At 73.0% G+C, this 11,777-nt stretch carries 13 protein-coding genes, 1 tRNA gene and 1 other RNA gene; 8 read left to right on the forward strand and 7 right to left on the reverse strand.

The annotated features are described in order from the left end of the window. Positions 1-85: 85 nt before the first annotated feature. Positions 86-271: a hypothetical protein gene (locus ACFWUQ_RS29460; protein WP_384544089.1), complete on the reverse strand. Its 186-nt coding sequence runs from the start codon at positions 269-271 to the stop codon at positions 86-88. A gap of 106 nt (positions 272-377) precedes the next feature. After that, on the reverse strand, positions 378-1,358 hold the full coding sequence (locus ACFWUQ_RS29465) for a universal stress protein (RefSeq protein WP_384544091.1): 981 nt from the start codon (positions 1,356-1,358) through the stop codon (positions 378-380). A gap of 191 nt (positions 1,359-1,549) precedes the next feature. Here ACFWUQ_RS29465 and upp point away from each other — a divergent pair, with 191 nt between their 5' ends. After that, complete coding sequence (gene upp, locus ACFWUQ_RS29470; protein WP_031141526.1) at positions 1,550-2,185, forward strand: uracil phosphoribosyltransferase; 636 nt, start codon at positions 1,550-1,552, stop codon at positions 2,183-2,185. A 174-nt stretch (positions 2,186-2,359) separates the two neighbouring features. Here the strand turns inward: upp and ACFWUQ_RS29475 are convergent, their stop codons facing one another. Further along, positions 2,360-3,022, reverse strand: a complete 663-nt coding sequence (locus ACFWUQ_RS29475) for a LytR C-terminal domain-containing protein (protein WP_384544092.1) — start codon at positions 3,020-3,022, stop codon at positions 2,360-2,362. A 278-nt stretch (positions 3,023-3,300) separates the two neighbouring features. Beyond that, a complete protein-coding gene (locus ACFWUQ_RS29480; RefSeq protein ID WP_384544094.1) occupies positions 3,301-3,597 on the reverse strand; it encodes a type II toxin-antitoxin system VapB family antitoxin in 297 nt (98 codons plus the stop codon). A gap of 88 nt (positions 3,598-3,685) precedes the next feature. On the opposite strand from ACFWUQ_RS29480, the gene ACFWUQ_RS29485 reads away from it, so the two are divergent. Beyond that, positions 3,686-5,392, forward strand: coding sequence for a helicase HerA-like domain-containing protein (locus ACFWUQ_RS29485; protein ID WP_384544096.1), 1,707 nt, complete (start codon positions 3,686-3,688; stop codon positions 5,390-5,392). Positions 5,393-5,543: 151 nt separating this feature from the next. Continuing rightward, positions 5,544-6,476 (forward strand): glucose-6-phosphate dehydrogenase assembly protein OpcA, encoded by a 933-nt coding sequence (gene opcA, locus ACFWUQ_RS29490; RefSeq protein WP_384544098.1) that lies wholly within the window; start codon positions 5,544-5,546, stop codon positions 6,474-6,476. Here opcA and ACFWUQ_RS29495 read toward each other — a convergent pair. Further along, positions 6,425-6,898 (reverse strand): cupin domain-containing protein, encoded by a 474-nt coding sequence (locus ACFWUQ_RS29495; protein ID WP_384544100.1) that lies wholly within the window; start codon positions 6,896-6,898, stop codon positions 6,425-6,427. The genes opcA and ACFWUQ_RS29495 overlap by 52 nt on opposite strands. 67 nt (positions 6,899-6,965) lie before the next feature. Next, entirely contained in the window at positions 6,966-7,583 is a 618-nt protein-coding gene (locus ACFWUQ_RS29500) for an HhH-GPD-type base excision DNA repair protein (RefSeq protein WP_384544102.1), read from the reverse strand. Between the two features lie 154 nt (positions 7,584-7,737). Here ACFWUQ_RS29500 and ACFWUQ_RS29505 point away from each other — a divergent pair, with 154 nt between their 5' ends. The 3 genes from ACFWUQ_RS29505 (at position 7,738) to ACFWUQ_RS29515 (ending at position 9,683) form a co-directional block, all read left to right on the forward strand. Then, on the forward strand, positions 7,738-8,550 hold the full coding sequence (locus ACFWUQ_RS29505; protein ID WP_384544104.1) for a VOC family protein: 813 nt from the start codon (positions 7,738-7,740) through the stop codon (positions 8,548-8,550). Positions 8,551-9,003: 453 nt separating this feature from the next. Then, positions 9,004-9,288: a hypothetical protein gene (locus ACFWUQ_RS29510; protein ID WP_384544106.1), complete on the forward strand. Its 285-nt coding sequence runs from the start codon at positions 9,004-9,006 to the stop codon at positions 9,286-9,288. Beyond that, positions 9,270-9,683, forward strand: coding sequence for a DNA-binding protein (locus tag ACFWUQ_RS29515; protein ID WP_384544108.1), 414 nt, complete (start codon positions 9,270-9,272; stop codon positions 9,681-9,683). The genes ACFWUQ_RS29510 and ACFWUQ_RS29515 overlap by 19 nt, the downstream gene beginning before the upstream one ends. A gap of 126 nt (positions 9,684-9,809) precedes the next feature. Here the strand turns inward: ACFWUQ_RS29515 and ACFWUQ_RS29520 are convergent. Further along, a tRNA-Ser gene (locus ACFWUQ_RS29520) sits at positions 9,810-9,897 on the reverse strand. Between the two features lie 150 nt (positions 9,898-10,047). Here ACFWUQ_RS29520 and ffs point away from each other — a divergent pair. After that, positions 10,048-10,146, forward strand: an RNA gene (gene ffs, locus ACFWUQ_RS29525) — signal recognition particle sRNA small type. A 65-nt stretch (positions 10,147-10,211) separates the two neighbouring features. Next, a partial coding sequence (locus ACFWUQ_RS29530; protein ID WP_384544109.1) for a DNA polymerase III subunit gamma and tau occupies positions 10,212-11,777 on the forward strand: 1,566 nt, incomplete at its 3' end.

The following is an 11,777-nucleotide window of genomic DNA, read 5'->3' on the forward strand; positions in this document are numbered from 1 at the left end:
GGGCCGCCCCGCGCGGGTTGCGGGCGCCTCCCGCCCGGCCGTGTCGCCCGCCGGCGCCCGGCCGCGGGCCAACGATCGGCCGCGGTTACCAGCGGAAGGTGCGCATGCGCATCTGCTGGCGCATGCGGGCCGCGCGGGCGCGGCGGGGCTGGACGCGTTCACGCAGCTCGCGCGCCTCGTTCAGGTCGCGCAGGAACTGCGCGCGCCGCGCTCGGCGCTGCGCCGCCGTCTCCGGCGTCTCGTACTCTTCGCTCGGCTGCGTGTCGGGCATCCGCCACCACCCCGGCTGGTCCGGTCGTCCTCCTTCGCCGGCGCGAAGCAGACCCCCCGCCACCACCTTCCCCCGTACGGCCCGATTGATGCCACCCCCGCCCAGGTCAGGCGTCGTCCGTGAGGGCGGGGACCACGGCCACCGGACCCCGGGCGTGCTGGAGGACCGCGTTCGCGACCGAACCCATCAGCAGGGACCTGGGCCGGCGCCGCGGATGGTGGCGGCCGACCACGACCAGCGCCGCCGTGTGCGAGGTGTCGACCAGGCGCCCGGCCGCGTCCCCGGGTACGGCGGCCTGCTCCACGGGCACGTCCGGGAACCGCTCGCGGTACGGCGCCAGGCGCTCCGTCTGCGCCCGCAGCATCTCCCGCTCCGCCGGTACGCCGTCCCCCTCGTCCGCGAGCCCCTCCGGCGGGATCACCGCGAAGGGACTGTCGATCACCATCGTCGGGGCGGGCGGCACGGCGTACGCGGAGACCACCTGGACGGCGGTCCCCCGCGCGGCGGCCTCCGTGAAGGCGAAGGCCAGTACGTCATCGGGCGTCTCCGCCGCGTGCAGCCCCAGCACCACCCGCCCGGCCGACGCCGCGGCTCCGTAGGGATCTCCGCCGCCGCCCGCCCCGCCGGCCTCCCCGCCGCCCGCCGCGCTCCGCTCCGCGTGCGGGACCACCACCACCGGGCACGGCGCGGTCGTGGCCACGGCGCGGCTGTTCGAACCGAGCAGCAGGGTGGCGAACCCGCCGCGCCCCCGCGAGCCCATCACCAGCATCCGGGCCCCCGACCCGACCACCCGCAGCGCCTCGGGGACGGAGCCCTCCAGCGACTCGTACCGGATGCCGTCGGGGAGCTCGGGGCCTCCTCCGAGCAGGGCCCTGATCCGCTCCTCGACCGGATCCGCGAACTGGCCGGGCTGCGCGGGGTCGTGCAGCGAGGCGCGGCGACCCGCGTACAACTGGGCGTGGTCGGGGAGAACATGGGCGATCAGCAGGGCCGCGCCGTGCCGGACGGCCGCGGCCCGGGCCCACTCCAGGGCCTTGAGGCTGTGTTCGGATCCGTCCACGGCGGCTATGACCGGTGTGTTGCTCATCAGTCCAGCGTGCTGGGGGTCCGGGAGGGGCGCATCCGCAGGCCGTCGCGGGCGTGGCGCGGCTCGGGACGCGAAGCGGCCGCGACAGCGCGTAGCCTTTTGGGTGAGGGTCGCGTCGTGCGGCCGTTTTCGCAGGTAGCGGGGTCGCAGGCGGCAGGTCTAAGCCCTGCGGTCGAGTCTTGGAGGAAGTTGTGCGTTTGCAGGTCGTCGATCACCCCTTGGTGGCGCACAAACTCACCACCCTGCGCGACAAGCGCACCGACTCCCCCACGTTCCGCCGGCTCGCCGACGAGCTGGTGACCCTCCTCGCGTACGAGGCCACCCGCGACGTGCGCACCGAGCAGGCCGACATCGAGACCCCGGTCGGTCCGACCACCGGTGTGAAGCTCTCGCACCCGCGCCCGCTCGTGGTGCCGATCCTGCGGGCCGGCCTCGGCATGCTCGACGGCATGGTCCGGCTGCTGCCGACCGCCGAGGTGGGCTTCCTGGGCATGGTCCGCAACGAGGAGACGCTGGAGGCCTCCACGTACGCGACGCGCATGCCGGAGGACCTCTCCGGGCGGCAGGTGTACGTGGTCGACCCGATGCTGGCCACCGGCGGCACGCTCGTCGCGGCGATCCGCGAGCTGATCAAGCGCGGCGCGGACGATGTCACGGCCGTGGTGCTGTTGGCGGCGCCCGAGGGCGTCGAGATCATGGAGCGCGAGCTCGCGGGCACGCCGGTGACGGTGGTGACGGCCGCCGTGGACGAGCGGCTCAACGAGCACGGCTACATCGTGCCGGGGCTGGGCGACGCGGGCGACCGCATGTACGGCTCCGCCGAATAGGCAGCGTCGGCTCCGCCGGATAAGCAGGGTCGGCTCCGCCGAATAAGCAGCCTCGGCTCCGCCGAGTAGGACGCCTCGCTCCGCCGAGGAGGGAACGCCGGCTGTGCCGGACCGTGCCCGTCGGGGAGTACGGCCGGACCGCGCACGCGGTCCGGCCGGTTCAGTGGGTCGGGGTCAGCAGGTCGAGGGCGCGGGCGCGGGGTTGGCCAGGAGGGCCAGCGCCTTGTCCGCGTCCTCCTTGGTGCTCAGCTCCTTGAAGGCGTCGCCCAGGATCAGGTCGATGTCCGCGCCTTCGCGGGTGTCGGTCTGCTGGGTGGTGCCGGGGAGCTGGGTGCCGAGGACGGAGAAGGCCGCCTTGTCGGTCGCGGGGGAGCCCAGCAGTATCCCGGTGCCGGGGACCTTCTTGTCGAAGTCTGCGGGGGCGTTGCCGACGTTGCCGATGAGGAAGCCGCGTTTGGCCAGTTCGTCGCCGACGGCTTTGGCGAGGCCCGCGCGCGGGGTGGCGTTGTAGACGTTGACCGTGATGTCACCGGGCTTGGGCAGCACGACGGCCGTTTTCGGCGGGGTCGAGGCCGCGGCGGGGCCGCCCTTGACCGCGGCCTTCGCCGCCGGTGTCGGGCAGTCCTTGGCGCCGGCCACCGTGTTCCGTTTGGGGCTGTCGCCGCGGAACACATCGATGAGCTGCATAGCCCCGTAGCCGAGCAGGGCGAGCGCGAGGACCGAGCCGAGCACGGCGAAGGCGATCCGACGGCGGCTCCGCTTACGGCTCATGCGGGGGTAGGCAGCTCCCGTGACGCGGTACTTTCCGCCCATGCCGGGGGGAGTGAGCATGCTCATGGGCGCAGCGTAGTGCCGAGCGGGAGCGATGCCTACTAAATGATCTGCTGATAGGTCAATAGTGACCCGAAAGGCCCAATCCGTCACGAAGGGGAAGCGGGCGTCCAGGCGTCGAAGGGCGCGCCGCGACGGGCGTTTCGCGTGCGCGGACGATCGGATGGAGCGTGTTCCCGCACGTCAGCGCGGCACGGCTGGGACGGCGGCCCCGTACGGGCCGTGGGCCGGCCCAGTGCCGGGCCCGGCACCGGCGCTACCGGCAGGCCCGAGGGCGGCGCGTGTCAGTCCATTTCGAGGACGCGCGCGTGCAGTACCTGGCGCTGCTGGAGGGCCGCGCGCACGGCGCGGTGCAGCCCGTCCTCCAGGTAGAGGTCGCCGCGCCACTTGACGACGTGGGCGAAGAGGTCGCCGTAGAAGGTGGAGTCCTCGGCGAGCAGCGTTTCGAGGTCCAGCTGCCCCTTGGTCGTCACCAGCTGGTCGAGCCGGACCGGGCGTGGCGCGACGTCCGCCCACTGCCGCGTGCTTTCGCGGCCGTGGTCGGGGTAAGGCCGCCCGCTACCGATGCGCTTGAAGATCACACGGAAAGCCTACCGGGCCGGTGCCTGCGGGCGCAGCCGTGCGCCGTCGGTGCAAAAGTGACGGACAGCGCTAATTCGGGAGTGATCCATGAGTGAGAGCACCGGCCCCGCCGGCGGCACCGGCCCCACCGGGGCGGCCGCCGAGACGGTCGTCCCCGCCGAGACCGCCGGAACCGCCGCGAGTCCCGGAACCGCCGCGACCGCGGCGAGCCCCGACACCGCCGCGAGCCCCGCGGTGTCCGAGATCGCCGCCGGGTACGCCTTCACCGGTCCCGCGCTCGACCTGGGTGCCCTCCTGTGGGACGGCGCGTGCCTGCCCGACCGGCAGATCCGCATCCCGTTGTCCATGCTCAACCGCCACGGCCTGGTGGCGGGCGCCACCGGCACCGGCAAGACGAAGACCCTGCAGCTCATCGCCGAGCAGCTGTCGGCCCAGGGCGTCCCGGTCTTCCTCGCCGACATCAAGGGCGACGTGTCGGGGATCTCGGCGCCGGGGACTCCCGGTCCGAAGGTCGAGGAGCGGGCCGCCGAGGTGGCCCAGCGATGGGAGGCCGCCGGCTGCCCCAGTGAGTTCTACGCGCTCGGCGGGATCGGCCCCGGCATCCCGGTCCGGTCGACCGTCACGAGCTTCGGCCCGGTGCTGCTGTCGAAGGTGCTGCAGCTCAACCGCACCCAGGAGCAGTCCCTCGGCCTGATCTTCCACTACGCCGACACCAAGGGTCTGGAGCTGGTCGACCTCAAGGACCTCCGGGCGGTGGTCGCCTTCCTCGTCTCGGACCAGGGAAGGCCGGAGCTCAAGGGCATCGGCGGTCTGTCCACGGTGACGGCCGGGGTGATCCTGCGGGCGCTGACCGCGTTCGAGCAGCAGGGCGCGGCCGAGTTCTTCGGAGAGCCCGAGTTCGACACGGGCGAGTTCCTGCGCACGGCCCCGGACGGCCGCGGGCTGGTCTCCGTACTGGAGCTCCCGGCGGTCCAGGACAAGCCCCAGCTCTTCTCCACCTTCCTGATGTGGCTGCTGGCCGACCTCTTCAACGACCTGCCGGAGGTCGGCGATCTGGAGCGGCCCAAGCTCGTCTTCTTCTTCGACGAGGCCCACCTGCTCTTCAACGACGCCTCCAAGGCCTTCCTCGACTCCATCACCCAGACGGTCCGGCTGATCCGCTCCAAGGGCGTCGGCGTCTTCTTCGTCACGCAGACCCCCAAGGACGTGCCGTCGGACGTCCTGGCCCAGCTCGGCAACCGGGTGCAGCACGCCCTGCGCGCCTTCACCCCCGACGACGCGAAGGCGCTGCGGTCCACGGTCAGGACCTTCCCGCGCTCCGCCTACGACCTGGAGGAGCTGCTCACCCGACTGGGCACCGGCGAGGCCGTGGTCACCGTCCTCAGCGAGAACGGCGCCCCGACCCCGGTCGCCGCGACCCGGCTGCGCGCTCCGCAGTCGCTGATGGGACCGGTCGAACCCTCCGCCCTGGACCGGGCGGTGAAGGCCTCGGCCCTCTACGCGCGCTACGCGCAGCCCGTCGACCGTGAGTCGGCGTACGAGAGAATCAGCGCCGAGCAGGCCGCCGCCGAGGGACGGGCGGAGGCGGCCGCGGCGGCCTCCGCGGAGGCGGAGCGGGCGGCGAAGGCCGAGAAGGCGCCGGAGGCGGCGCACGGCGCACCCGAACGGGATCCGTCGCTGGCCGAACAGGTCGTGGGGAGCGGGCTGTTCCGCTCGCTGGCCCGGTCGATCGGTACGCAGCTGGGCCGCGAGATCTCCCGGTCCGTCTTCGGGACGGCCCGCAAGCGCAGGTGACCCCCGTACGCCCGGCTGACCCCGTACGCCCGCGCTCCCCGGATTCCCGTACGTCCCGCGCCCCCCGGATCCCCGTACGCCCGCCCGCGGCCGTTCCCGGCCCGGCCGAACCGGGTGCCCGCCACCGGGCAGGCGCTGACAGACTCGGTGCATGCGGACCGAACTCACCGACACCACGTCCAGCAAGGTCGACCGGGCCCTGCTCGCAGCCCGACGGGCCATAGGCAGCCCCACGATGGGGCTGGTCCTGACCCTCGTCGTCGTCACCGACGAGGAGAACGCGTACGACGCCGTGCGGTCGGCCTCCGACGCGGCGCGCGAGCACCCGTGCCGCATCATCGCGGTGATCAGACGGACCGCGCGCGGCCCGTACCGGCGCCGGGTGAGCCGGCTGGACGCCGAGCTGCGGGTCGGCACGGACGCCGGCACCGGTGAGACCGTACTGCTGCGCCTGCACGGCGCGTTGACCGAGCAGGCGGGCTCGGTGGTCCTGCCGCTGCTCGTGCCCGACGCGCCCGTGGTGGCCTGGTGGCCGGGCGAGGCCCCCGCGGACCCGGCCGGGGACCCGATCGGCGCGCTCGCGCAGCGCCGGATCACGGACGCGGCGGCGGCGGCCGACCCGATCGGCGTGCTCGACGAGCGGGCCGCCGCCTACCGGCCGGGCGACACCGACCTGGCCTGGACCCGGCTGACGCCGTGGCGGGCCCTGCTGGCCGCCGCACTGGACCAGCGGCGGCTGGACGTGACGGGCGCGGCGGTCGAGAGCGAGGCGGACAACGCGAGCGCCGAGCTGCTGGCGCGCTGGCTGGAGGACCGGCTCGGGGTCCCGGTCGACCGGCTGGCGAGCGACGGGCCCGTGATCACCCGGGTCAGCCTGCGCAGCACGGGCGGTGAGGTCCGGGTGGACCGGCCCGGGGGCGCGCTGGCCACACTGAGCCTGCCGGGCAGCCCCGACCGCAGAGTGGCGTTGAAGATCCGCAGTGGGGCCGAGCTGATCGCGGAGGAGCTGCGCCGACTGGACGCGGACGTGGTCTACGGCTCCGCGCTGCGGCGGCGGCCGCTCCAGACGGGGCTCTCCGCGTAGTGGTTGTCGTACGTCGCGGAGCTGTCCTTGATGTCCTGCACGGTGGCCTCGCCCGCGTTGACCCGGCCCAGCAGCCGGTAGTAGTCGAAGCGGCCCATGCCGGGGGTGAAGCCGACGAACACGGCGGCGGTGTGCCCGGCGGCGGGGGCGAAGGCGTGTTTGACGCCCGGCGGGACGGCGATGAAGTCGCCGGCGCCCAGGGTGTGGATCTCGTCGCCGACCAGTACGTCGAGCAGTCCGGCGGTGACGTGGAAGAACTCGGTGGCCCTGGTGTGGAAGTGCACCGGGGCGCCGGCCGCACCCGCGTCGAAGGCAGCCGTGTTGCAGGTGAGTTCGGCGGTGTCCGTGAGCAGGGTGATGACGCTGCCGGGGGCGTCCTGGATGGCCTCGGCGGTGGCGGCGCGGGTCGCGGTCTGGTTCATGTCGTCCAACCTACGGGCGGGATCGACCGGCGACAGGGGTCAATCCGTAGGCCGTCCGACCGGTCAATCACTGCTCCGGTGAGGCCTTCGCGGCTTTGGCGGCGGCCTTCATCTCCTGCTTGTGCGCCCGCACCTTGGCCAGGGACTCCGGGCCGGTGATGTCCGCCGCCGAGCGGTAGACGCCGGCCGGCCCGTACGCGCCCGCCGCCTCCCGCCAGCCCTTCGGGCGCACGTCGAACCGTTTCCCGAGCAGCGCGAGGAAGATCTGCGCCTTCTGCTCCCCGAAGCCCGGCAGCGCCTTGAGCCGGGCGAGCAGTTCCTCCCCCGTCGCCGCGTCCGCCCAGACCGCGGAGGCGTCCCCGTCGTAGTGGTCCACCAGGTACGCGCACAGCTGCTGCACGCGTTTGGCCATGGAGCCCGGGTAGCGGTGCACGGCCGGCTTCTCGGAGAGGAGGGCGGCGAAGGCGTCCGGGTCGTACGCGGCGACGGCGTGTGCGTCCAGGTCCTCGCCCCCGAGCCGCCGGGCGATCGTCCAGGGCCCGGAGAACGCCCACTCCATCGGCACCTGCTGGTCCAGCAGCATGCCCACGAGCGCCGCGAGCGGGCTCCTGCCGAGCAGCGCGTCCGCTTCCGGCTGCTGCGCCAGCCTGATGGTGGCGCCGGTGGCGCCGGTCTTGTCGTCCATACCTCCAGCCTCCCCCGGGGCCGCCCGGCGTGCGCGGTTGGGCGCGCGGTTCCGTGCGCGATTGCCGCGCGGTTGTCGGAGGCCGCGCCTAGCGTGGGGAGGAACAGCTGGAGCAGGCGTGCGCACACGACAACGACACAGGAGTCGATCGACCATGGCTGAGTTCCCGGAAGGCGCCCCGTGCTGGGTGGATGCGATGTTCACCGACGTGGAGGGCGCCAAGACGTTCTACGCGGACGTGCTGGGCTGGACCTTCGGCGAGGAGAGCAGCGAGTACGGCAACTACACGCAGGCCTACTCGGACGGCAAGGCCGTCGCGGCCGTCGTCCCGCCGATGCCGGGGGCCGACGCGCCCTCGCAGTGGTGCCTGTACCTCGCCTCGTCCGACGTGGCGGCCACCGCGGAGAAGATCGGGGCGGCCGGCGGCGAGGTGCTCATGGGACCGATGCGGATCGGCAGCTTCGGCGCGATGCTGCTCGGCAAGGAGCCGGGAGGCGCCGTCTTCGGGGTCTGGCAGCCGGGTGACCACAAGGGCTTCGAGAAGATGGGCGAGGCGGGGGCGTACGCCTGGGCCGAGGTCTTCAGCAGGGAGCCGGACAAGCCGGACGCGTTCCTGGCGGAGGTCTTCCCGTACGGAACCCAGCGGCTGGAGCCGGGCGACGACCCCGCGGAAGCCGACATGGACTTCAAGGTCTTCACCCTGGGCGGCGAGGAGAACCCGGTGCTCGGCCGGATGAGGATGGGCGACGACTTCCCGCCCGAGGTGCCGTCGTACATCCAGGTCTACTTCGCCGTCCCGGACTGCGACGAGGCGGTCGCGAAGACGCGCAAGCACGGCGGCAAGGTCTACTCCGGACCCATGGACAGCCCGTTCGGGCGCTTCGCCGCGGTGGCGGACCCGCAGGGGGCGGCGTTCGCGGTGATCGACCTGACGACGACGGTCGGCGAGATGCCCCAGTTCGGCTGACCCCTCGGGCCGTACCGGTACGTGCCCGTCTGCGACGTGCCGGTGCGGGACGTGCCGGGTGGGGGTGCCGGTATGGGACGTGCCCGTGCGGGACGTGCCCGTGCCCCTGCCGGTGGTTCACGGCAGGGGCACGGGGGTGCGGGGGCGCCTCAGCGGCAGCGGTCGTTCCTACCCATGAGTGGAGGGATAGTCCCCCCGGCCCCCGTCCCGCCAGACCCCGGCCCCGATGATCACCCGGATGCCGGACCGCGTTCACCGCAGAACCGATCAGCCGCCCCCGCCGTACATGCCCCCGCGTCAGAACCAGCCCCCGCATCCGCCGGTCCCCGCCTGCGCGAAAGCCGGGGAACGCAGAAGGCCCCGGCCGGTTTTCCGGTCGGGCCTTTAAGTGCCCGGTGGGGCACGGGCGTCGCACCCCGGTCGGATTCCTACTTATTTGATAATCTCGATCTCATGAGTGAGATTCCGTACAGCGTCGGCGAAGGGCCGGCCACCAGAGTCAGCCTCTCCCTCCCCGAGGGGACGGCGGAGGCGATCCGCCGACGGGTCGGCAAGCGTGAGTTCTCCGCGTTCATCACCGAAGCGGTGGAGCGTGAGCTGCGCGGTCAGATCCTGGATGAGTACCTGGCCGACTACGAACGCCGTCAGGGGTCGATCTCCGAGCACGAGCAGGAGCGGGCGCGCCGGGTCTTCGACGAGGTGTTTGCCGAGGAGGGGCAGTGGCCCGCCGCAGGCTGAGTCACGAAGGCACCCTCGTTCTCGACTGCGAGGGCCTGTCGCAGTTCGTCGGTGATCATGAGCCCGTCGTCGCCCTCATCGCCGAAGCCCGCAAGCGGGGCATGGAGGTGGTCATCAGCGCGCTCACCATCGTCGAAGCGGTGCATCGCCGGACGGACAAGGCGCGGCTCGCCTGGGTCCTGTCCGGAGTGCGGATCGTGCACATCGGCGACGAGGAGGCCAAGGCCGCCTCAGCCATGCTGATCAACGCCGGGCTGCATGGTCACAAGTACGCCATCGATGCTGCTGTGGCCGAGATGGCGCTGCGTCAGCGCCGCCCGGTCGTCATGCTCACCTCGGACATCGACGACATGGCGAAGCTCTGTGGCGACAGAGTGCGCCTCGTCGCTGTGTAGTCGATGGGCCCTCGGAGATCGGAGAAGAGGCCTGTGGGCAAAGACCAGGACGACGAGACCTGAGGAACGACGAAGGGCCCCACCGCAAGCGGTGGGGCCCTTCGTCGTATTGCCCGGTGAGAGCAATGGCGGAGGATACGAGATTCGAACTCGTGAGGGGTTGCCCCCAACACGCTTTCCAAGCGTGCGCCCTAGGCCACTAGGCGAATCCTCCGCCGCAAACAATACAAGACGTTGAGGGGTGCTCGCGAACGTGATCGTCGGGAGGTGCCCCGGTCGGGGTCCGGGGGGTCCGTGCGAGGGGGGCGCGGGAGGTGTGGAGGGGGCCGGCTCGATTCCGGGGGCGTCCATCCGCTAGGGTGGGGCCAGCCCCTCACGTGGCGCTATCTCACCCAACTCCCCCAGGGCCGGAAGGCAGCAAGGGTAAGTGGGCTCTGGCGGGTGCGTGGGGGGCGCTTTGCGTTCCGGGCCGGGGTCGCGGACGCCGGCGGGCCGCTGTTGTCGGCGGGCCCGGATAACCTCGTATACGTGTCGTCCCTTGCGCTGTACCGCCGCTACCGCCCCGAGTCGTTCGCCGAGGTCATCGGGCAGGAGCATGTCACTGCCCCGCTGATGCAGGCCCTGCGCAACAACCGGGTCAATCACGCGTACCTGTTCAGCGGTCCGCGCGGATGCGGGAAGACCACCAGCGCGCGCATCCTCGCCCGCTGCCTGAACTGTGAGCAGGGTCCCACCCCGACACCCTGCGGCGTGTGCCAGTCCTGCCAGGACCTCGCCAGGAACGGGCGGGGCTCGATCGATGTCATCGAGATCGACGCCGCCTCGCACGGTGGTGTGGACGACGCCCGCGACCTGCGGGAGAAGGCGTTCTTCGGGCCCGCCGCCAGCCGCTACAAGATCTACATCATCGATGAGGCCCACATGGTCACCTCGGCGGGCTTCAACGCCCTGCTGAAGGTGGTCGAGGAGCCGCCGGAGCACCTCAAGTTCATCTTCGCCACCACGGAGCCGGAGAAGGTGATCGGCACCATCCGGTCCCGGACCCACCACTACCCCTTCCGGCTGGTGCCGCCCGGCACCCTGCGCGAGTACCTCGGCGAGGTCTGCGGCCGCGAGGGCGCCCGGATCGAGGACGGCGTGCTGCCGCTCGTCGTGCGCGCGGGCGCCGGTTCGGTGCGTGACTCGATGTCCGTGATGGACCAGCTGCTCGCCGGCGCCGCCGACGACGGTGTGACGTACGCCATGGCCACCTCGCTGCTCGGCTACACCGACGGCTCGCTGCTCGACTCCGTCGTCGACGCCTTCGCCGCCGGGGACGGGGCCGCGGCCTTCGAAATCGTCGACCGCGTCGTCGAGGGCGGCAACGACCCGCGCCGTTTCGTGGCCGACCTGCTGGAGCGGCTGCGCGACCTGGTCATCCTGGCCGCCGTGCCCGACGCCGGGGAGAAGGGGCTGATCGACGCCCCCGCCGACGTCGTGGAGCGGATGCAGGCCCAGGCGTCCGTGTTCGGGGCGGCCGAGCTGTCGCGCGCCGCCGACCTGGTCAACACCGGGCTCACCGAGATGCGGGGCGCGACCTCGCCGAGGCTGCAGCTGGAGCTGATCTGCGCCCGCGTGCTGCTGCCGGCCGCCTTCGACGACGAACGGTCCTTCCAGGCCCGGCTCGACCGCCTGGAGCGGAGCGGGGCCGCGGCGATGGCCGCCGCGCAGGGTGCCGCGCCGGTCCTGGGGTACGTACCCGGCCCGGAGGCGCACGGCATGGCGCCCGCCGGCCCGGCCGGGGGCATGGCCGCGGCGCGTGCGGCCGTACGGGCTCCCGAGCCCGAGGCCGCGCCGCAGCCGGTACGGCCCGCCGCGCCGGAGCCGACCGTTCCGGCCGCCGCTCCCGTGACGGCCGGAACCGCCGCCCGGGCCGCGGCGGCGTCCGCGCCGCCCGCCCCGTCCGCGCCCCAGGTCCCGCCGGGCGCACCGGCCTCCCAGACCGCGCCCGCAGCGCCGTCCCCGGCGCCCGGCGCCTGGCCCGGCGCCGCCCAGCCCGGCGGCGGTGCCCCCGGCGCCTGGCCCGGTGCCTCGGCCGCCGCCTCCGCCTCCGCC

Origin of the sequence: Streptomyces sp. NPDC058662, assembly GCF_042716255.1 — a bacterium.
Taxonomy (GTDB): Bacteria; Actinomycetota; Actinomycetes; order Streptomycetales; family Streptomycetaceae; genus Streptomyces.